Genomic DNA, 22,952 nt, shown 5'->3' with positions numbered 1-22,952 from the left:
CATGGACACGTCGCTGCTCGGGCTGTTCGTCGATAACTACGAGGACTTCCGTCGGCGTCTGCGCCGTCGCTTGCCGTCCGACGATCTCGTCGATGACGCGCTGCAGGAAACCTATCTCAAGGTGGAGCGGCTGGACGCCGCCAGCGATCGCGCCGTCCAGCCGATGGGCTACCTGTTCCGCATGGCGCTGAACATGGCAACGGACCAGCATCGTGCCTCGCGCCGCCTGTTGACCGGCGAAGAGATCGATGAACTCATTCATGGCGCAGGCGACAGCCTCGATCCGCCCACGGTGCTGTCCTCGCGGCAGGATCTTGCTGCGCTGAGCGATGCATTGTCCGCCTTGACCCGCCGCCAGCGGGACATTCTCATTGCCGCGCGCGTGGACGAACTTCCGCAAGCCGATATCGCGGCCCGGCACGGCATCTCCGTGCGCATGGTGGGCAAGGAGCTGAAGAAGGCACTTGAGACCTGCGCCACAAAAGTGGGACGACAGTCGATCCAGCGGTTCGGTCCGGGCGCCGGGGAATCGTCTTGAACGATATGGGAAGCACCGGCATCCAGGAAAGCGAGCGACAGGCGAGGGCATGGCTCGTCCATTTGACCTCGGGCGCGGCCACGCGCGAGGACGGCGAGGCGTTCCGTCGCTGGTGCCTGTCGAGCGCCCAGCACGCTGAGGCCTTCGCCCGGACCCGGCAGATGTGGGAAGCCCTTGGGCCCGCCATCGCGATGCATGAAGAAAACGCACGGCGCACGGCGCGGGTTCCGCCACGGCACGGCATACGCATGAATCGCCGCGCGTTCCTCGCCGCCGCAGTCAGTGCCTCGGTGGCCGCGGTGTTTGTCGGCCGCTACGGGCTCGACCTGGGCCTTGACCTAGGTGCGGATCGCGATGCGTCGCGGTGGCGTACGGCGGTCGGTGAGCAGCGCAGTGTCAGCGTGGCACCGGGCGTCGTCGTCGATATGAACACGTCGTCGGATATCGGTCTGCGTGGCGGCGATGCCCGCGGCGCGCATCTTCGTCTGCACAGCGGTGAGGCCGTGGTGCGGATCGACGCGTCGCGTACCTCACCGTTCGTGGTGGAGCTTGCCGAGGGACGGATTGTCTCCGCGCCAGGTACATCCTTCGCGATCCGTTGCATCGACGACGAAGCGGCGGTCACCTGCCTCGATGGGGAAACCCGGCTCTCCGTCGGTGCGAGCGATGTGGTGGTCAAGCCGTCGCAGCAGGTGGCCTTCGACGCCCGTGGCGTCAGTGCCCCCACTGCGGTCAATCCCGACACCGCGCTGTCCTGGCGGAACAAGGTGCTGATCTACGACAACCAGCCGCTTGCCGACGTTGTCGCGGACATCAATCGCTACCGTCCCGGGCGCATCGTCATCACCGATCGCACGCTCGGCGCGCGTCGCGTGCATGCACGTTTCACCCTGGACCAGATGGCCGACGTGGCGACGCTGATCCAGGACGCCTACGGCGCACACGCCACGCATCTACCGGGTGGCTGGGTCTTGCTGAGCTGAGTTTGTCGGCCGAACGGATTCGATGAATTTTTAGTGACAGTGGTTCAGTGGCGCGGCGCCCCGCGCGTCTTCTGTTAAACGGAACGACAGGGGAAGTTCGGCGTGGCTAGACGATCCATCGAGGTGAGCGCATGACGCGTATCGCTGCCTTGCGGCGCGCGCTCGCGCTGGCTGTCGCATGTGCACTTTCCACTGGCGCTGGCGCCCAGGACGCGCCCGCGGCGTTCGACGTGAACGAGTACGTGGTGGACGGCAACACGACGTTGCAGCCGCTGGACATCGAGACGGCGGTGTATCCCTTTCTCGGCCCCGGCAAGTCGATGAACGACGTGAGTGCCGCGCGCGATGCCTTGCAGAAGACCTATCAGGCGCACGGGTATCAGTCGGTCGTCGTCGATCTTCCGCCGCAGCAGGTAAAGGGCGGCATCATCCGCTTTCAGGTGACGGAGAACGCCATCGGCCGAGTACGCGTCGAAGGGTCCGCCTACCACTCGCCCAAGGACATCCGCGACGCCGTCCCTGCGCTGCGCGAGGGCGAGGTGCCGAACTTCGTGGACGCGCAGCAGCAGCTCACCGACGTGAACCGCCGCAGCGGCGCCCAGGTAGTGCCGGTACTCGCGCCGGGCAAGCTGCCGCAGACCATGGACGTGACGCTGAAGGTCACCGACAGTTCGCCGCTCCACGCCAGCCTCGAAGTCAACAACGACCACAGCGTGAATACGCCCGAGTTGCGCACCGTAGCGAGCGTGCGCGACGACAACCTGTTCCAGGATGGTCAGTCGGCATCGCTGACCTACATCGTGGCGCCGCAGGATCGCAACGCGGCCGAGGTCTGGGCAGGCTCGTACATGGTGCCGCTGTCGAGCGACTGGAGCGTGCTCACGTCCGGTTACCGCTCGAACAGCAACGCCAACGCGGTGGGCGGTACCACGGTGCTAGGCAAGGGCAATGCGTTCGGCTTCAGCTTCATCCGCACGCTGCCCACGCACGCCGAGTATTCGCAGTCCTTGTCGATGGGGCTGACCCGTAAACATTTCGACCAGAACATCAGCCTGGCAGGGCAGACGTCCAAGGCGCCGATTACCTATATCCCGCTCAACGTGACTTACCAGGGTCAATCGACCGGCGAGCGCTCGATCAGCACGATCGCCATCAGCGGCACGCTGGGGTTCCGTGCAGGCGGAAGCGACGCGGCCGAGTTCGACAACCAACGCTACAAGGCGCGGGCGAACTTCTTCTACGTGAAGGTCGATGGCGGGCGGACGCGCCAGTTCGACAACGGCTTCAGTCTGGCGGGACGGCTAGGCGGCCAGCTTTCCAACTCGTCGCTGATCTCCAGCGAGCAGTACGCCGCGGGTGGCGAAAGCAGCGTGCGCGGTTATCTGGAAGCCGAACAGACCGCCGACCACGGCGTCACCGGTTCCATCGAACTGCGCACGCCTTCCATCGCCTCGCACATCGGTCATTGGGTGAACGACTGGCGCTTCCACGCTTTCGTCGACGCTGCACATCTCGTGCTGATGAACGCACTGCCCAGCCTCATCGATCCCGCCAATCCAGCGGCCGGTAGCACCCGTGTCAGCAGCTACAACCTTTCCAGCGCGGGCTTCGGTACGCGCTTCCAGATCTTCAACGTCGCGACGGGCGCGTTCGAACTCGCCTATCCCTTCAAGGACGGGCAGGCGACACGCGCGCACGACACGCGCATCCATTTCTCACTCAAGGCGGATCTCTGACCGCCCGGTCCGAGCGCAACCATCCAGGGGTATCACCGTGACTCGATTCTTGTTCCTGACCTGCTTGTTGATCCTCGGCGGGATCCCGGCGGCCCATGCCGAAGGCTCCTGGTGGAACCAGGACTTCGCCTTCCGCAAGGCCATCACCCTCGATACGACGGCCAAGGGCGGCAACGTCGCCACAGCCGTGGGGCGCGTGCCGCTGCTCGTCCGCCTGCATTCGGGCAACTTCACCTTCGATGGCGTGTCGGAGAGCGGCGCCGATGTGCGCTTCGTGGCCGCCGACGACAAGACGCCGCTGAACTACCAGATCGAAAGCTTCGATCCGGTGCTCGGCGTGGGGCTGGTCTGGGTCGACGTGCCGCAACTGGCTGCCGACAGTCAGCAGCAGATATGGATGTACTACGGCAATCCGAAGGCGCAGGGCGCCGAGAAGACGGGCGCGGTGTTCGATGCGGACTACGCCGCCGTCTATCATTTCGAGGATGCTGCCGGTACGCCGCCGCATGATGCGACCGCATACGGCAACAATGCCATCGGCAACGCTGTCCCGACGGTAGACGGGGTCATCGGCAAGGCGGCGCGCCTGGATGGCACGACCTTCATGACGCTGCCTGGCGGTGTCTCGATGAACGTCGCCGAGGGCGGCAGCTTCACCTTCAGCGCGTGGATCAAGCCCGATCCGATGCCGGCCGGGCGCACGGTCGTGTATGCCCGCCATCAAGGCGATCGGAAGCTGCTCGTCGGGCTCGACAATGGCGTGCCCTTCGTCCAACTGGACGACGCCACCAGCGCGGCCGGAGAGCCGATCAAGGCGGGCGCATGGACCCATCTCGCCGTCGTCGCCAGCGGCGCCGCCATCCAGCTATATGTCGATGGTCGGCCGTATGCGACGCTCGATGCGAAACTGCCGGCGCTGACCAGCGAGGCGACGGTCGGCGGCGACGGTAACGCGCAGGCCGATGGCGTGGTGCCATTTACCGGCCTGGTCGACGAAGTGCGGGTGTCGCGCGTCGCGCGCCCGGCAGCGCTCATCGCCGTGGACGCGCAGTCGCAGGGCGCCGAATCCAAGCTGCTCGCTTATGGGGCCGATGAAAAGCAGGCCGGCATCGGCTTCGGTTACTTCGGCATTATCGTGAAGTCGGTGACCGTGGACGCGTGGGTCGTGATCGGCATCCTGCTCGCGATGGCTGCGTTGTCCTGGGTGGTCATGTGGCAGCGTGCGTCGTACGTCAATCGCGTCAGCCGTGCCAACGACGATTTCCTCGAGGCGTTCCGTCAGCAGGGGCGCAACATCCTCGCGTTGTCGCGTGACCCCACCGCGTCGCGCCTGTCTGATTCGTCGCTGTATCGCCTGTACAAGGTAGGCGCTGCCGAAGTGTGGAGCCGCCGCGACGAAGACGGGCACGATCACATCGCCTCCGAATCGATCGAGGCCATCCGCGCCACCATGGACGCCACGCTGGTGCGCGAGAACCAGAGCCTGGCGAAGTCGATGGTGATGCTGACGATCGCGATCTCCGGCGGCCCCTTCCTTGGACTGCTCGGCACGGTGGTGGGCGTGATGATCACCTTCGCGGCGATTGCTGCCGCAGGCGACGTGAACGTCAACGCCATCGCTCCCGGTATCGCGGCGGCACTGCTTGCCACGGTGGCCGGCCTCTTCGTCGCGATCCCCGCATTGTTCGGCTACAACTACCTGCTGATCCGGAACAAGAACGTCACGGCGAACATGCAGGTGTTCGTCGACGAGTTCGTGACGCGCCTGGCTGAGCAGCAGCGCGTCGTGCATCCGTCGGCCGTCGCGGCCTGAGGTCCGGATCATGCGCGCCCAGGACGACGACAAGCCGTACGACGACATCAACATCACGCCGATGCTCGACCTGGCGTACGTGTTGCTCGTCATCTTCATCATCATGACCACCGCATCGGTGCAGGGCATCAAGGTGAACCTGCCCAAGGCGAGCGCGGCGGTCAGCATGGCCAAGCCGCAGACCAAGGCGATCACCGTCTCGGAGACGGGCCAGATCTATCTGGACGCCTATCCGGTGACGCTCGCCGAACTGGAAGACCGGCTGCGCTCGCTGAAGGCGCTGAATCCCGATTTCCCTGTCGTGGTGAAGGGCGATTCGACGGTTCAGTACCAGAAGGTGATGGACATTCTCGACCTGCTGCGCCGGGTGGACCTGCCGCAGGTCGGCCTGGTCACCGGCAAGGCACCCAAGGACTGATCGCGTGAGCCGCAACGGACCCCGTCAGGGCACCCCACGCTGGTTGGGCAAGGCGGTCGGCGTCGTCGCACTGCTGTTGCTGGGCGTGGCGATCTGGCACTTCTCCAGCAGCCGCGTCGGTGTGCGTCGGGAAGCGCCGCGCATCGCGACGATCACTCCGCTGCCTCCGCCGCCTCCACCGCCGAAGGAAAAGCCGCCCGAGCCGAAGAAGACCGACGAACCGAAGCCGGTCGACGAAAAACCGACGGAGGTGCCGCAGAAGCCCGTCGATGCGCCGAAGCCGAGCAACGACGTCGCGAAGCAGTTGACGATGAACGCCGACGCGCAGGCGGGCGGCGACGCCTTCAACATCGGCGCGGGCGATGGCAGCGGCATGGTAGGTGCCAATGGCGGTACAGGCACTGGCATGGGTAGCTACGACCAGTATCTCGGTTACGCCATCCAGCAAGCGATGCAGCGCGACGACCGCGTCAATCGGCTTGTCTTCGACGTGCGCGCCGACATCTGGCTCGACGCCTCGGGCCAACTGACCCGCGCGGAGCTGGTCGGCTCCACCGGCAATGCTCAGAACGACGCGGCGCTGCTCGACGCGTTGCGCGCGATGCCGCGGATCGACGTAGCACCGCCAGTATCCCTGCATTTCCCCTTGCGCGTCGCCATCCGCGGGAAACGACCCGCATGAGCGCCGTCCACCCACGCTTCCACGAACGCCAAGACCTTGGATACCGGAGAGTTCGCATGACCATCGGAAAGGCCCGCCATCGTCCCGCGCGAGCCATGCTGGCCCTGACCATCGGCCTCGCGCTGTGCACGGGTGCCGCACATGCGCAGAACGCGCCCTCGGACAACGCCACCATCAACCTCGTACGCCTGTTGGTGAAGCGCGGCGTACTGACCCAGGCCGATGCGGATGGGCTGATCGCTCAGGCCAACGCCGAGGCGGCGCAAGCGAAGACGCTGGCCGGCACGGCCAATGCGGCGCCTGCCACGCCGGGCCAGGTACGCGTGACCTACGTGCCGGAAGTGGTGCGCAACCAGATCAAGGACGAGCTGCGTCAGGAAGTGGTGGCGCAGGCCAAGAGCGAGCATTGGGCCGAGCCCGGGGCGCTTCCCGAATGGCTCGATCGGATCAGTTGGGCCGGCGACATGCGCGTGCGCGACGAGTTTCACTACTACGACAAGGGCAATGCCTATCCGGTGGTGGACTTCGCGCAGTTGAACCGCACGGGCCCGTATGACCTCAACGGTGTGAACCCGCCGCCGCTGCTCAACACGCGAGAGAACCGTACCAATTCGCTGCGCATCCGCGCCCGCCTCGGCGTCAATGTCGATCTTGGCGAGACCGTGACGGCCGGCATCCGGATCGGCTCGGGCGACGACAACAATCCGGTGTCCACCACGGCGACGCTGGGCGGCGGTCTCGTCAAGAAGAACCTCTGGCTCGATCAGGCGTGGCTCGCCTGGAAGCCCACCACGTGGGCGCAGGTGATCGGCGGGCGTATGACCAATCCGTTCCTGAGCACGGATCTGCTCTACGCGAACGACCTCAACTTCGATGGCATCGCCGGTAAATTCAACGTGCCGATGACCGAAAGCGTCGGTGCGTTCGCAACGGTCGGCATGTTCCCGATCGAATACCAGGCGGACGACTTTCCGTCGCGGCAAGGCGTCAAGAGTGCCAGCCGCGACAAGTGGATGACCGGCGCACAGCTCGGTGGCTCCTGGAAGTTCGACGAGGACACGGAATGGAAGGTGGCCCTCGCCTACTACCGTTTCGACCACATGCGCGGCGAACTGTCGTCGCCGTGTTCGATCTACCTCGGCGCGAGCTTCTGTGACACCGACGCCACCCGCTCTGCGTACATGCAGAAGGGCAACTCGCTGTTCCTGATCCGCAACATCGTGCCCGATCCGAACTCGCCGACCCAATACGCCCAGCCGCAATACGTCGGGTTGGTTTATGACTATCACGTGGCGAATGCGACCACGCGGCTCGACATGAAGGTGGCAGACACGCCGCTGCGCATCGAGGCCGACTACCTCCGCAACATGGCTTATCACCGTAGTGACGCGTTCCGCCCCGACGTGGGCCTGAACCGGCTGGTCAACAACTTCGGCGCGGGCGACTTCAGCGAGAAGACCTACAAGAGCGGCCCCGTCGGCTGGATGGTGCGCGCCACGCTGGGCGACGTGAACCCGCACGCCGCGGGGGATTGGAACGTCGCGCTGGCCTACAAGTACCTGCAGCCCGATGCCACGCTCGATGGCTTGGCCGATCCCGATTTCCATCTCGGTGGCACCAATGCCAAGGGCTTCATCGTCGGTGGCAGCTACGGCATCTCGACCTACGCATGGCTGACCGCGCGTTACCTCAACGCCAAGGAAGTCTTCGGTCCGCCGCTATCCATCGACGTGTTCCAGCTCGAAATGAATGCCCGGTTCTAAGGAGGCGACATGAAACGTACCGTCATCGCCATTGCCTTGCTCGCCGTGCTGCCGGCGGCGCATGCGCAGACAGCCAGCCTGGAGAGCCGCATTCGCGACCAGTTACGCGAGGCACGCACGCAGGTGCAGGAATTGCAGGCGCGCCAGTCGGCATGGGAGGCCGAGAAGGCGGCGCTCGAGAAGGAACGCGACGAGGCCAAGAAGGATGCCGAGACGGCGCGCGCGGCGGCAAAGAGCGCCAGCGGCGTGTCGCCGGAGGCGAGTCGCGCGCTCGCGGTCGAACGCCAGCGTCGCGAGGTCGCCGAGGCCGAAGCACTGCGCGGCAAGGCGGAGGCAGGCTCGGCCGCCACGGCCTTGCGCACGGCGGAAAGCGAACGGGCACGGCTGGCGAAGGAACTGGATGTCGCCAAGGGGCAGGTAGACGCCTGCACCGCGCGCAACGTGCAGATGTACCGGGTCGGGCAGGAAGTGATCGCTGCCTATGAAAACCTCGACCTTGGCGACGTGATCGCCTCGCGGCAACCGTTCGCAGCAAAGTCCAGGGCGAAGCTGGAGAACGCCGCACAGTCGTTCGGCGACAAGCTTTACGAGCAGCGCTTCGATCCGCGCGCCGGCCAGGCGTCCGCGACGCCATGAACGGGAAGAGTTTCGCCCAGCGGTGGGGCGCAAGGGAAGGCACCGGACACCGCACCGGACACGGAGGTCCCTTCTTTTGCTGCACTCGCCGCGAGGTGGCTTGTGTATCCCGATCATGATCTCTCTGTCCACGCCGAACCCCGCGCGAGGAAGCCGCGCGCGTCGCGCGCTCGCGCGGCTGTCGATGCACGGACCTGCGGCATGAGCTGCATGAACGCACTGGCGGAGATGCTTCGGCAGTTGTTCGCGGCACGTCAGGCGAGGGCCGCTGAGGTGCTGATGGAGCGCTGTTCGCGCGAGACGCTGGAGAAGCTGCTGCGCGAGTCGTCTGCCTTTCTTGGTTCGCGCGTCCATTACGCCGTGGAAGACGGCCTGCGTCACCGCAAGCCGCATCTGGAAGAGACGGCGCTGCCCGCGATCCGTGCGATCGCCAGCGTGCTCAATGCGTGGTTGCACGACGGACGTCGTCTCGCTATCCGAGCCGTATTGCGCGAGTTGAACAGCGACGAATTGAAGGAGCTCGCCGCCCTTCCCGAACTCAACGACGAAGTGGCGACGATGACCGGTGACTTCGCGGGCGGGGATACGCCGTGATCGCCGATGCAACACAACGCGGCGCCGCGCCGCGACATTCCGTTTTCCGAGGTCAGCCATGATCGCACGCACCCAGCCTTCCGTCCGTTCCCGCGCCGCCTCGGCGATACCCCGACCCGCACTGCGTCGTCGCGCGATTTGCCAGGTCATAGCGTTGTGCCTGTTTGGCGGCACGGCGCATGCGGCCACACCACCGGCATTCAGTCCCGGCTGGTTCGCCACCAAGCAGCCTGGTACGACGCAGCCGGTCGCTACGCCGCCGACGGGTGCGCCAGGTGCGAACGGCGGCAACGTCTACACGCCGGGCAACGTCATGTTGCAGCAGCGTGTGCAGCAGTCGATTGCGAACCTCGACGCCGCGGCGCAGGCCGTCGCCGCGCAGATGAGCGCGCAGAAAAGTGCGCAGGCTGCCGCACAGGCGCTGGCCTCGAATGTACCCAATGGCTTGGCGACCGGCGGCCTCAAGGTCGATAGCCGCGTGAGTGTCGATCCGTCGCTCTGGCAGAACGCCAACGCGCCGACGCAGTCGGTGGCGGGCGATCAGACCACGGTCGAGATCAAGCAGACCAAGTCGAAAGCGATTCTCTCGTGGGAGTCGTTCAACGTGGGCCGAGGGACCACGGTGCATTTCGACCAGACGGGTGGTAATCAGACCGGCGGAAGCAACCAGTGGATCGCGTTGAACCGCGTCAACGATCCGAGCGGGAAGCCGAGTGAGATCCTCGGGCAGATCAAGGCCGAAGGTACGGTTTACCTGCTCAACCGGAACGGGATGATCTTCGGCGGTGGGGCGCAGGTCGATACGCATTCGCTGATTGCCAGTTCGTTGGATCTGTTTACCAACGACGTCGCGAAGAGCAATGCGTTCTTCATGAAGTACGGCATCGGGGCGACGCAGGATCCTGAACATATTCTGCCCACCGATGACGTGACCTTCCTCACCAGTGGCTCGGTCGAAGGCTACGCGGATGCGACCCGCGGTGCGGTCACCGTGGAAAAGGGCGCTTCGCTTTCCGGCACCAAGGATGGCTTCGTCGTTCTCTCGGCACCCACGGTGTCGCAGGCTGGCCGGATCGTCGCCGACGACGGCCAGGTGGTGCTCGCCGCCGCGCCGGCACTCGTTGCCGTGCAGACGTTGGCAGGCAACCTCAAAGTCGCGCCATCGAGTCGCTTTTCCGCCTTCGCACCGCCCAAGGGCATCGTGGAAAACACCGGACTGATCCAGGCGCGGCGTGGCTCGATCCAGTGGCTCGCCGACGAGGCGCACCAGGACGGCGTGGTGGTGACGTCGACCAGCCTCAGCCACCCGGGGAGCCTGCAGTTCGACTCGTTGCGCAATCCTGCCGGCAGCACGATCACTTTCGACGCGGGATCGGTGACCACGGTGCTCCCCGAGAAGGACGGCGAGACCACATCGTCCAGCCAGGAGGCCGACAAGGCATTCCAGACCAGCCGCGTGGACGTCAACGTCAGCGCCCGGATGGAGAGCGGGTCGCTGATGGAAGTCCCGGCCGGGAATGTGACGTTTGCCGCCGATGCCTATCTTGCGGGCGGCTCGATCGTCGACGTATCCGGTCTGGCGAACGTCACGCTGCCTATGTCGGCCTTGCTGGTGACCATCCCGCGCATTGGTCTCAACGAGCTCGCGGACTCGCCGCTGTTGCGCAACAGTCCCTTGTTCGCGGCGAAGAACGTGGTGATCGACAGCACCCAGTCTGGCACGCGCCCCGATGGCGTCGAATGGGTCGGCAGCCCGGTGCTCAACGCGGCGGGCTACGTTGCCAATATGCCGCGAACCGTCGATCAGCTGATGATCAACGCGGGCAGCGTGACCTTCAAGGCCAGCGCCATCGTGCGCACCGGGGCGCAGCTGCGCCTCGAAGGCGGCTTCATCAATTACCTTCCCGGCGTCATCGATGCGCCGCGGCTGCAGGGCGCCGACGGTCTGCTTTACGACATCGCCTCGGCCGATCCCAACGTGGCCTATGTCGGCTTTGCGGGTACCTACACACGCGACCACGCGCGCTGGGGTGTGACGGAGGACTTCACCACGAGTCCGCTGATGGCGAACGTCGGCCGCTTCGACCCCGGTTTCATCAAGGGTGGCGACGCCGGGACGTTGTCCTTTCAGCCCTCCGCCAAGGAAGACATCGTCATCGATGGCGACCTCAGTGCTCATGCCTACGCGGGTCGCGAACAGGTGCGAACGGGTGCGCTCCCGCTCGCCGGTACGCTGAGCATCCTGGCGGTCGACCCGACGATCGGCTCGCCCAGCGATTTCCTGAAACCGGCAGACGCGATCAACTACGTCATTCAACGCGATGCCAGGCCGATCGAAAGCTATGTGCCGGACTTCGACGAAGACACGAAGCTGCCGAGTCGCGGCGACCGCCCCGGCGATCCCAGCGATCCGTTGTGGTGGCGTCCCTTGTCGACCGCCATGATCGAGAACGGCGGGTTCCGTCGCCTTCGCCTGTCCACCAACGGCACGGTCCTGCTGAGCGACGATGCCGACCTGCAGCTTCCCGACGGCGGCGAGGTGGACATCACCGCGGGCGCCGTGGACGTGCAGGGCACGATCACGACGCACGGCGGCACCATCAACCTCATATCGGTGCCTACCGGCGCCAATGCGCCCTCGCAGAACTATGTACAGGCCGTGTTGCACGTCGGACCGCAGGGCGTGCTCGACACCAGCGGCCGCTGGATCAACGACAGCGGTCGCGCGGCCGACGCGCTCCAGGGCGACGCGTGGATCGACGGGGGTAGCGTGTCGCTCAGCACCTGGCAGGGCGTCGATTCCCTCAAGGGCACCGACGACACCGCGAACATCGTCCTCGACGCCGGCAGCATCATCGACGTGTCGGGTGGCGGCTATGTGTCGCCGCAGGGCGTGCTTGCCATGAACGGCGCCCTGCCACGCGGTCGCGGCGGTGACGTCACCCTGCAGACGCATGTGGAGTCGGGGCTGTTCAGTTACTTCGGCTATGCCTCGCCGAACGATCTTCGTGGCGGAGCGATCCAGCTCGATGGCACCTTGATCGGCGAAGGCTTCTCTGGCGGCGGCGCGCTTACGCTGCACGCGCCGGCCATCCAGATCGGTGGCACGCCCGCGCCGCTGGACGATGCGAGCATGCTGTACCTCGATACGGGGCTGTTCCGTTCGCTCGGCTTCTCCCGCTATGCACTGATCGCCGACACCGATGCCTCGGTGGCCGCAGGCGCGAGTGTGATCGTCGATCCACGCACCATGGTGGCCGACCAGCAAGCCCTGTTGACGCTGCCGAGCGCGACCGGACTGCTGGGCACTGCCGGACAGCCCGCGAATGTCGGCCCGGGCGAAGCGGATGCGTACCAGCGCTATCTCCATCGCCAGAATGGCGACGGCATCTCCATTCAAGCTGGCCTGTACCAGAACTGGCGGCAGGTAACCGGCCCCTCTGTGTTCAGTTCGGTCACGGGCACCGTCGATATCGGCGACGGCGCTCACGTCGAGGTCGGTGCTGGCGAGACCATCGCGCTGGCTGGCGCGGGCCATGTCGTCGTCAAGGGCTCGCTCGTGGCACGCGGCGGAAGCATCACGCTCGACAATATCGGTTATGCGCTCGGTTTCAACGGCAAAGCCTACGCCAACCGGTCCCTGTGGCTCGGTCCCGACGCGGTGCTCGATGCGAGCGGCATCTCACTGCGCGATCCGACGGCAGGCGTGCTGCCGGGTGTCGGCGGCGTGCTTGCGCAGCGCAGGACGGGTGTAGTGCTGGCAGGCGGCAACGTTGCGCTGACGTCGGATCGCGATCTCGTGGCGGAGCAGGGCGCGCGGATTGCTCTCGGCGGTGCCAGCAATACCTTCGATTTGCCTACCGACGGTCGTCGCGCCGGTCTGGATACGACCTTCTATGCACCGTCGTCCGTGTGGAGCGACGCGGGTGCGCTCACGATCGAGGCAGGCACGGGTTTCTATTTCGACGGCACCATCGACGCGCACGGCGGTGCGCCGCTGGCCCGCGGGGGTACCCTGAACATCGGTGCGCACACGGCGCTCGACCGCAACCTCGGCATCCAGCAACTGATCGTGACGCAGGACGGTACCCGCGTACCAAGCGCAAGCGATCCCTACGGCGCAGCGCTTGGCCAGAACGATGGCGCCGACCTGCGTTTCGCGATCGACCGACTGGACGACTCAGGTATCGATGCGCTCACCATCGGCACGCTCGGTGCAAAGAGCGACGTGGTGTTCGCAGGCGACGTCGATGTCCAGGTCGGACGGAGTATCCAGATCGATGCGCGACACGTCGCCGCCTTCGATGCGGACGAGCGCAAGGCCACATTCGACAATAACGCCACGACGAATGGCGGCCATGTCATGCTCGCTGCCCCGTATATATCGATCGTCGGTACCGATACGCGGACGACGCCCGGTGCTTCCGTTGGCACGGGTTCGCTCGACGTCGCGGCGAACTTCGTCGACATCGGCGGCCATGTGAACCTCTCCGGCTTCGAGCGCGCCTCATTCGTCTCGACGGGCGACCTGCGCTTAGCGCTGGATGGCGACCAACCGCTGTTCCCGCAGACGGGTTGGTTGTTCACGACCGGAGACCTCGATGTCACCGCGTCACGCGTATATCCGGCGACGGGTTACCGCTTTCTGATCGATGCGTACAACCCCACGGGGGAGACCACCGTGGCCTTCCATCCCGCGGCGGTCACTGATACTTCCACGCCGCTTTCCGCGGGCGGCACGTTGGCGGTCGGTGCCGATCACGTCGTGCAGGGTGGCAACCTGTGGGTGCCATCGGGCGCCATTGCGCTAGGCACCGACGACCCGGCTGCCACGATTGCTGCCCTTGGGCTGTCGTCGTCCATGCCGTTGTCCGTGGCGAAGGATGTCCATCTGGCCGCAGGAAGCGTCACCTCCGTTTCGCTCGACGGCGCGGTCGTTCCCTACGGCACCACCGAAGACGGCAAAGATTGGCACTTCGACAGCGAGGCGGCGTCGTCGCCGAACATCGTCGACGCGCCACCGGAAAAGTCGATCTCGATGGCTGCCGGCAACGTGGCGATCGACAGCGGTGCGAACGTCGACCTCTCCGGCGGCGGGCACGTGCAGGCCGTGGAATGGGTGCCGGGCACGGGGGGATCGCGCGACGTACTCGCGCAGAGCCACACCGATTTCAGCAACTCGCAGACCGGGACGCAGGTATCGCAGTACGCCGACGGGCGCCCGGTCTACGCGATCGTTCCGGGTTACCGTGCGCCGTTGTCGGCGCAGGACGCTGCGCTGGAGAAGGGCGCGGGCGCCGGCCCGCAGGTCGGCCAGGGCGTGTACCTGAGTGGCGTGCCGGGGCTGCCGGACGGTGTCTATACGCTGCTTCCCGCACGCTACGCAACGCTGCCCGGCGCGTATCGCGTGGTGCAGGACACGAGCGTCACGGATGCGGTCGTTGGTCGAGTCGTCAAGGCGCCGGATGGCACGCAGATCGCGGGCGGCTATTTTGCCGACACGCTGACCGGCGCGCGGGATGCGCGCGCCAGCGCGTTCATGCTGCAATCCGCGCAGGTCTGGGGCCAATACTCGGAATACGCCGTCACCTCGGCGGATACGTTCTTTGCGAATCAGGCGGCTCGCAATGGCGACGTCGCCCCGCGTCTCGGCAAGGACGCCGGCCGCCTCAGCGTCGCCGCCAGCCAGGCCTTGACACTGGGCGCCACGCTCGATGCCGCGCCGGCCGCAGGCGGACGTGGCTCGCAGGTGGACATTGCCGGTGACGCGATCCAGATCACCGGCGCGGGTGACACGGCGTTGGATGGTTATCTTCACGTGGCGGCCGACGAGCTGTCGCAGCTGGGTGCCGGCAGCCTGTTGATCGGCGGCAATCGCACCAGTACGGCGCAAGGCGACATCGTGGACGTCAAGGCCGATCGCGTGCTGCTGTCGAACGATGCTGCCCATCCGCTCCAGGGCAGCGAGATCATTCTCGTTGCTCGCGGCGAAGGCGGCGTCACGCTTGGGGATGGAAGCTTGCTGCGCGCGACGGCTACCGCGAGCGATGACACGGCCTCGGCGCCGTTGTTGCTGGGCCAGCTCGCGACCGACACGGTGCCGGGCATCAGCGGTGACGGTTCGCTGTTGCGCGTCTCAGGGCGAGATCCCTCCCGGATCGTGCGTAAGAACATCACCGGTCTGGATGGCTCAGCCGGTACGCCGGGCGGCTACCTCACGATCGGGGCCGGGGCGATCATCGATGCCGCGGGATCGCTCAGCATGGATGCCACCGGGCAGACGCAGCTGGCGGCAGACGCGACGCTGCGGGCGACGGACATCGATATCACCGCGGGGCGTATCGCACTCGCTGGCGACAACGGTGACAGCACGTCGAGCGCAGGTACGCTGCTCATCGGTCCGCGCGTTCTCGCGCAGTTCGCCAACAGTGAATCGACGACGCTGCGGGCGCGCCAGTCCATCGATCTGCTCGGTGACGCCTCACTCCGTGTCGCCAACGATCTCATCCTCAGCACGCCCGGATTGAACAGCGATGGCGGCCAGGCGTCGCTCGCGGCGCGCTCACTGACGCTGGAAAACGACACCGGCGCATCCACGACGCGCGCGGCGGCGGGCGACGGTGCCTTGCGCGTCGAGACGAATCGCTTCCAGTGGGGCGACGGCAACATCGCGACTCATGGACTGTCCAGGCTGGACGTCGATGCGACCACGGGGACCATCCTCTCGGGCAAGGGGACGCTCGATCTGGCCGACGCCGATCTCACCCTCACCACGCCGCGCGTCAGCGTCGACAATGGCGCTGACGTTCGCCTTGTCACCACAGGCGCAGCGCAGTTGACGCGCGGTGGGCAGGCCGATGGAGCGGCCGCCACCACGGTAGGAGGCACTTTCGATATCCAGGCCGGTTCGCTGGCATGGAACACCGAACTCGTCTCGCATGGCGGCACTGTTCGTCTGCATGCGACGACGGGCGACGTCACGGTCGGCGACGGTGCGTCGATCGATGCATCGGGACTGTCGCTGCCCTTCAACGATACGGCGGTACGCGTACCGGGTGGCACCGTGCAATTGACGGCCGATGCCGGTGGCATTCTGCTCGCGCAAGGCACGACCGTTGACGTCAGCGGCGCAAGCGACGGCGGCAATGCCGGCACCGTTCGTGTCACAGCCGGCGCAGGCGCCGCGACCGTATTGGGTCGTCTACTGGGCACGGCGGCCGACGGTTACCTGGGCGGCACGCTCGCCGTGGATACGTTCTCGGCCTTCGATCTCGGCAGCCTTGCGTCGCGCGCGACGGCCGGGGGCTTCGATGGCTCGTTGAGCGTGCACACCCGTCAGGGCGACCTGTCGCTGGCGGCAGGCGACACCTTGCACGCGCATCTCGTCCACTTGACGGCAGACGGTGGCGACGTGTCCGTGGCGGGCGCGATCGATGGCTCGGGGACGTTCGGCGGCACGATCGACCTGTTCGGTGCCAAGGGCGTCGATATCGACGGGCGCCTCGATACCAGCGCCTCCTCGGCAGGCCATCGCGGCGGCGACATCACGCTCGGAACCTCGGGCGTCACGGACGGCACGCTCGATCCCACCTATGGCTACCAGGTGGTGCAGACTGGCGATGCAGGTCATATTCGCCTGGGCGCCCAGGCCCGCGTGATCCAGGGCGGCGATGCGGGCGCAGGCGAACTGCATCTCCGCGTGCCGCTGCTGGCCGATGGCGACGTGCCAGTCAGCATCGCGCCGAGCGTCGACCTGTCACATACGGCCTCGACCACCCTGGAAGCCTATGCGGTGTGGGACACGTCCGATGCCTCGGCCGATCCGTCGAAGCACTTCGACGGCATGATCGACGCGGCGGGGTGGTTCCAGGCCGATCCGACGACGGGGCGCCCCGTGCTGGTTGCGGGCACCTTCAGCGACGACGCGGGCAATGTGATGCCCGGACCGGATATGTCCAACGACGCGCAGGTGCGGGACTATCTCGCGCGCTATCGCTTCACGCCCAGCGCGGCCAACGCTGGGCATGCCACCTTCTACGGCTACGTCAACGGCGACCCGTCGCAAGGCGCCGGTACGCTCATGCACTTCGTGCAGGCACCGGGCTTCGTTTTCGACTCGCGTTTTGCCGGCCTGCCCAACTTCCACGTCAGGCCGGGCATCGAATTGCGCAACAGCGGCACGGCGATCGACGGCGGCGACATCTCGATCCTGACCAACTGGAACCTCGGTGCCGCCACGCGCGATACGGATGGCAACCTGCATCCGGTGTTCCGCTACGGTACGGCGACCGAAGCGCCGATCCTCACCTTGCGCGCGGCCCACGATCTCGACATACGCGCCAGCGTGACGGACGGCTTCCTGCAACTCGGTAACGCAGGTGGTTCGGCAGGCGGTCCGCCGGTGCCGACTACGTGGGAAGAAGCGAGCGCCGGCTGGCAGGCCCTGTTGGATACGGGCCTTGGCGTGGACGGATTCCCCAACCTGTTCAGTGCGCCCACCGAATTCACCAGTGGCGATCCGGTCGCGATCAACGATTACTACACCGAATACGTGGCCTATACCGCGTATCTGTTGTCCGAACTTCCGGGGGCGCCCGGTTATCGTCCGGTAGACGCGATCACCTATGGCCTCGGTTTCGGTTTCGTCATGTCGGTGCCCGACGCGCCAGCGCCGCTACCCACGCCGACCAACCTCAACCAGTACCTGCCGTATCTCGCCGCGTATCCCGACTACCTCAACCAGTCGATCGCGTTGACCGGCTTCGTCGATACGCTCTCGGTGCCTGACGTGATGCAGCCGCTGCTCGCGCCACCGACCACACTCGATGCGATCGACCGCAGCGCGCCCGTCGACAACAGCCCGTCTCCGCTGGCGGTGACGAAGAATCCGTTACCTCTGTTGAGCGCCACGCTGGCCGGTGGAAACAGCAGTTCGTATCGCTTCGTCGCGGGGGCCGACACGCTCTCCGTCGATCCGTTGGCCCTGGCGCCGTCGCACACCGGGGACGTGATGCTCGGAGGCCACACGGAGTTCACCGACACCGCGACCGGCCGGGTCATCGTGGCACCGACGCTGGTGCGTACCGGCACAGGCGATATCGACATCGCCGCCTCCGGCGACATTCGCTGGACCGACGATCGTGCACCCGCGGCGATCTATGCCGCGGGTGCACCTGCCGACGGTACGGCGACCGATGCGGGCGTGAACCTGCTACGGCCATCGCAGATCGATGGGCTGGTCACATCGGCGGCGCCGGAAATGGTCGTCAACGGCGCGGTGAATCCCGACCAGGGCGGCCACGTCTCGCTGCATGCGGGCGGCGACATCGTAGCCCTGCAGAATACGGTCGACGAGACCGGAGACATCACCGGCACGGCAGGGACATCCACCGCGCAGTACTGGTGGCAGTGGATGCAGGTCAACAACACCGCGGACCGCTCGTCGATCAATTTCGGCAGTTTCGACCAGGGTGTGATGAGCGTCGGTGGTGACGTGAACGTATCCGCGGGCGGTGACGTACGGCAGCTCTCGGTGTCGCTGCCCACCACCTGGACGATCACCAGCGACGCCTCCGGGGACCGTACGCTGCGAACGATCGGTGGCGGCGATCTTTCGGTTGCCGCGGGCGGCGACATCCTCAGCGGCAGCTACTTCGTCGCCAAGGGTGACGGCGACATCCGCGCGGGCGGAAGCATCGGTGCCGACTTCTCCGTGCCGTACACGACAGCCGCCGGCAAGGAAAGCACGATGCCGGTTTCCACGCTGATCGCGATGCAGGATGCGCGCGTGGACGTTGCGGCGGGCGGGTCGGTGTCACTGGGCGGCGTGTTCAACCCGTCCTGGCTCGACGACGGTGGCGTCGACGCCCTGGCGCCCACGGGACATGCGGACGGCCAGTCGTATTCGACGCGCTCACGGTTGTCGGTTACCGCGTTTGCGGGAGATCTGACCTATGGCGACCTCGTGTCGCCGCTGACGTTGTTCACGCCGGGCCTGACCGCCGACGTACCTGTCGAGTCCGCGGGCGACATTCTGCCTGCGACAGTGAGCCTGGTGGCCGCCAACGGCAACCTCGACCTGCGCGCGGCCGGCGAACTGTTCCCCTCGGCCGACGGCAACCTCACGCTGTTGGCCCGCGATTCCGTGCGCTTCGACATGCCGGCAGGCGGGGATACCGGCAGCCGATTCGTGTGGGGCCAGATCGACGCGCCGCTCTCGTCGCTGCCATCGCCGCTCTACCTCGATCCGTTGACGCTGAGCGATGGATCGCCTGCGACGCGCGTGCGTCAGCAAGGCTATCTGGCCGATGCATTGTTCGGCACGCTGGCCGATCAGCAGTTCCTGCATGCACCCACGCCATGGCATGCCAACGATGCCGACCCCGTTCGCGTGTACGCACTCGATGGCGACATCCTCAACGGCACGGGCGGCGGCATGGGCGGTGTCTTTCTGATGCCGTCGAAGGTGGCGCGAGTCGAGGCGGGCAGGGACATCGTCGACCTCGCGTATGTCGGGCAGCAGGTACACGGCTCCGATATCTCCGTGATCCGCGCGGGTCGCGACATCTACGATACGCCGCTCTCCGTCAGGTTCCTTCAGACGGGCGGCGTCGAGGAACCCTGGTCCATCCTGCCAGTGATACTGCAGGGCGGTTCGGGATATCTCAGCGTGGAAGCCGGGCGGGACCTGGGCCGCTTTGCGTCGCAGACGGAGTTCTATGCCCTTCCGAATACACGGTCCGCGACATACAAGACGTTACAGCAACCGGGTACCCCGTCGTTCATGACGGGAATCGACTCGACGGGCAACACGCTCAATCCGTTCCTCGGGCCGGATGGCGCATCGATATACGCCGCATTCGGCGTCGGCCCCGGTATCGACCAGGCCGCGTTCATCGCGACTTACGTCGACCCCACCGCGAGCAGGCCTGCTGGACTGGACGACGGTGCTGCCTCGCTCGTGGCATTTGTCGAAAGCTACGACGCGGGCCTTGGCCTGGATACCGGCCTGATCGCGGACGCGGTCAAGCCGAGCTATTCCGTGGAACAGGCCTGGGCACGACTCCAGCAGCTTCCAGACGATGCCAAGGCCCTGTTCACCCAGGACTCGCTGTTCCGCATCCTCGCGCAGGTGGGTAAGGACTATAACGACGACGCCAGCCCCTTCAAGGGACAGTATGCAAGGGGTTATGCCGCCATCAATACGCTATTCCCGGCATCGCTCGGTTACACGGCGAACGGCCTCGATGGCGGAAGCAACGGTGCGCAGGCGCGGGTATCGACAGGTGACCTGGACATGCGCGGCAGCACGATCCAGACCCAGCGCGGAGGCAACGTGTCGATTCTCGGACCCGGTGGCGATGCGCTTCTCGGCGGCACGTCCGCGCCGCCTCCGGCGACCGATTCCGCGGGCAACGTTCTCGACGGTCCCAACACGCAAGGTGTACTCACCTTGCGCCAAGGCGGTATTTCCATGTTCACCGACGGCAGTACGTTACTCGCGCAAAGCCGCGTGTTCACGGAGCAGGGCGGCGATGTCACGATCTGGAGTTCCAACGGCGACATCAATGCCGGCAAGGGTGCCAAGACCACCAGCGAAATTCCGCCGGTGAGCTATCTCTGCACGACCGATGCCTGGTGTTTTCAGAACCCCGCCGGTCAGGTGAGTGGCGCCGGCATCGCCACTTTGCAGACGGTTGCGGGTGCGCCGGAAGGCGCGGTCTATCTGATGGCGCCGCGCGGTACGGTGGATGCGGGCGACGCAGGCATCCGCGTGTCGGGCAACCTCGTCATCGCTGCCGCACATGTGGCCAATGCCGACAACGTCCAGGTGAAGGGCGACGCCGTGGGTTTGCCGGTGGTGCAGAGCGTGAACGTCGGTGCACTCAACGCCGCCAGTTCCGCAGCGAGCGCGGCGACGAAGGCAGCGGAAGACGTCGCACGTCAACAGCAGGCCGATGCGCGCGATCGTCAGCCGTCGGTGATCTCGGTACAAGTGCTTGGCGACAATCCCAGCGCCAGTGTCGATTCGGCACGCAACGGCGCGTATGACCCGTCGAGCCCTGTGCAGGTCATGCGTCGTGGCAGCGCCAACGATCGGCTCACGCCGGCAGAGCGAGCGCGACTCACGCAGTGACGATGTGCCGTGTCGCGATGCACATGGATCGTGCGTCGCGCATCACATTTTGTGATGCTTTGTCACGATGCATGTCATGTGCATGAGCAAATGCGGCACGACGTCAAGATCGTCATGTAGATGGCATGTTCGAGGACATGCAAACGTCATTCGCAGGACAATAAAAAAGCGAATAGTCGTCTGGCCTCCAGATGGAGGTCTATCGACTAGGGGTAACACCATGTACAAGCGTCACGTTATGGGGAACACCCGCACGAAGATCATCGCGGGTGCCGTGCTGCTGGCCGTCGGCTTCGCCGCTGCTGGCTCGGCGATGAGCACGGACGTCTTTGGCGGCGGCGCCACGCTGCCGGCCGGTGCTTATGTCGGCTTCAATTTCAACGGCGTCACGCCCTCGGCGAAGTTGTCGACGAACGCCACCACCAACAACCTCGATCCGTCGGCGCCCGCGCCGGTTGGCGTCGCCGCCAACTCGCTGTTCGGTGCCTGGGCGGCCTCTTCGAGCAACCACGTGTCGTACTGCCAGACCGGTAGCGGCAACGGCAAGAAGATCTTCGACAACACCGACGGTGCGTCGCCGACTGCCCACCCGCTGAGCGGCACGGATTTCTGCAACGGCAACGCCTTCACGCCGGTGCAGGGTGGATTCGGTGCGTCGCTGTCCACCACGGTCAATCCGCATTTCGCAGGTAGCGATGCGCCGATGTCGCAGACGGAATTCGGCTGGTTCACTTCGCCGGGCAACAAGGCCACCAAGTACACCCAGCCGGTGCAGTTCCCGGCCGTGGTGGGTTCGATCGCCATCGTCATCAACAACTCCGCCATCACCTCGCCGGTGAACCTCACCGACTCGCAGGTCTGCCAGGTGTTCAACGGCCAGGCGACCAAGTTCAGCCAGCTCGGCCTGCCGGTTCCTTCGTCGGGCGATGACTTCAAGGTCGTCTTCCGTTCGGACGGCAGCGGCACCACGTTCTCCCTGGCGAACCACCTGGCCGCCGTGTGCGGTGCCGTCGGCTCCGCGCACTTCATCGCCGACCAGGCCTTCACCACCGTCAACAGCCTGTTCTTCCCGAGCGGCCTGCCGTCGCGTTACGTCGGCGCCAGCGGCAACCCGGCTGTCGTTGCTGCGGTCGCGTCGAACGCCAGCTCCATCGGCTACGCCGAAGCGGCGAACTTCAAGAACATCTCCGCTGCCAACCCGCAGGTCTCGTACGCCACCGTCAACGGTTTCGACCCGTTCTCCAACCTGCCCAATGCCATCACGCTCGCCACGGTCAACGATCGCGGCATCACGGGTGTGGATTCCAACGGCCGTCCGGTCACCGGCACGCTCTCGCCGATCGTGCAGGCGGGTTGCATGAACCTCGTCGAGCCGTCGACCTACGCGACCAGCACCACGCGTTACCCGATCGTGGCCGTGTCCTACCTGATCGCCAACAACACCGGTAACGGTGCCGATACGGCTGCCGTGCAGGGCCTCATCGGTTCGGCCTACGGTTCGCACACGGGCGTGACGACCATCGGTACCGGCACGGGCTACGCCTTCGCCACCGTCACCCCGACGGTGTCGGCCAAGGTCAGCACCTGCATCAAGAGCTGATAGCGCATACCAAACGATTCACGGAAGAACAGAGGAGGGGCTTTCGAGCCCTT

At 65.8% G+C, this 22,952-nt stretch carries 11 protein-coding genes; all 11 read left to right on the top strand.

The genetic code is table 11. The annotated features are described in order from the left end of the window. Position 1 precedes the first annotated feature (1 nt). The 11 genes from IM816_RS10340 (at position 2) to IM816_RS10290 (ending at position 22,899) form a co-directional block, all read left to right on the top strand. Positions 2 to 538 carry an RNA polymerase sigma factor gene (locus IM816_RS10340; protein WP_250338018.1) on the top strand — a complete coding sequence of 179 codons (537 nt, stop codon included), beginning with the start codon at positions 2 to 4 and terminating at the stop codon, positions 536 to 538. 5 nt (positions 539 to 543) lie between these two features. Then, complete coding sequence (locus IM816_RS10335) at positions 544 to 1,521, top strand: FecR family protein (protein WP_250340739.1); 978 nt, start codon at positions 544 to 546, stop codon at positions 1,519 to 1,521. A gap of 131 nt (positions 1,522 to 1,652) precedes the next feature. Further along, on the top strand, positions 1,653 to 3,257 hold the full coding sequence (locus tag IM816_RS10330) for a ShlB/FhaC/HecB family hemolysin secretion/activation protein (RefSeq protein ID WP_250338017.1): 1,605 nt from the start codon (positions 1,653 to 1,655) through the stop codon (positions 3,255 to 3,257). 37 nt (positions 3,258 to 3,294) lie between these two features. Beyond that, positions 3,295 to 5,070 carry a DUF2341 domain-containing protein gene (locus IM816_RS10325; RefSeq protein WP_250338016.1) on the top strand — a complete coding sequence of 592 codons (1,776 nt, stop codon included), beginning with the start codon at positions 3,295 to 3,297 and terminating at the stop codon, positions 5,068 to 5,070. Between the two features lie 10 nt (positions 5,071 to 5,080). Continuing rightward, positions 5,081 to 5,488, top strand: a complete 408-nt coding sequence (locus IM816_RS10320) for an ExbD/TolR family protein (protein ID WP_250338015.1) — start codon at positions 5,081 to 5,083, stop codon at positions 5,486 to 5,488. 4 nt (positions 5,489 to 5,492) lie between these two features. Further along, entirely contained in the window at positions 5,493 to 6,170 is a 678-nt protein-coding gene (locus IM816_RS10315) for an energy transducer TonB family protein (protein WP_250338014.1), read from the top strand. 56 nt (positions 6,171 to 6,226) lie between these two features. Continuing rightward, a complete protein-coding gene (locus IM816_RS10310; protein WP_250338013.1) occupies positions 6,227 to 7,933 on the top strand; it encodes a putative porin in 1,707 nt (568 codons plus the stop codon). A 9-nt stretch (positions 7,934 to 7,942) separates the two neighbouring features. After that, positions 7,943 to 8,569, top strand: a complete 627-nt coding sequence (locus IM816_RS10305) for a hypothetical protein (protein ID WP_250338012.1) — start codon at positions 7,943 to 7,945, stop codon at positions 8,567 to 8,569. Positions 8,570 to 8,770: 201 nt separating this feature from the next. Next, positions 8,771 to 9,163 carry a hypothetical protein gene (locus IM816_RS10300; RefSeq protein WP_250338011.1) on the top strand — a complete coding sequence of 131 codons (393 nt, stop codon included), beginning with the start codon at positions 8,771 to 8,773 and terminating at the stop codon, positions 9,161 to 9,163. 58 nt (positions 9,164 to 9,221) lie between these two features. Then, positions 9,222 to 21,299, top strand: a complete 12,078-nt coding sequence (locus tag IM816_RS10295; protein WP_250338010.1) for a filamentous haemagglutinin family protein — start codon at positions 9,222 to 9,224, stop codon at positions 21,297 to 21,299. A 220-nt stretch (positions 21,300 to 21,519) separates the two neighbouring features. Beyond that, the gene (locus tag IM816_RS10290; protein ID WP_250338009.1) at positions 21,520 to 22,899 is read left to right on the top strand and encodes a PstS family phosphate ABC transporter substrate-binding protein; all 1,380 of its coding nucleotides are present in this window, start codon (positions 21,520 to 21,522) and stop codon (positions 22,897 to 22,899) included. The last annotated feature ends 53 nt before the right edge of the window (positions 22,900 to 22,952 follow it).

This window comes from Luteibacter flocculans (assembly GCF_023612255.1).
GTDB classification, from domain to species: Bacteria; Pseudomonadota; Gammaproteobacteria; order Xanthomonadales; family Rhodanobacteraceae; genus Luteibacter; species Luteibacter flocculans.
Note: the sequence above shows the minus strand (reverse complement) of the source record. Positions and strands in the feature narration are given on the sequence as shown.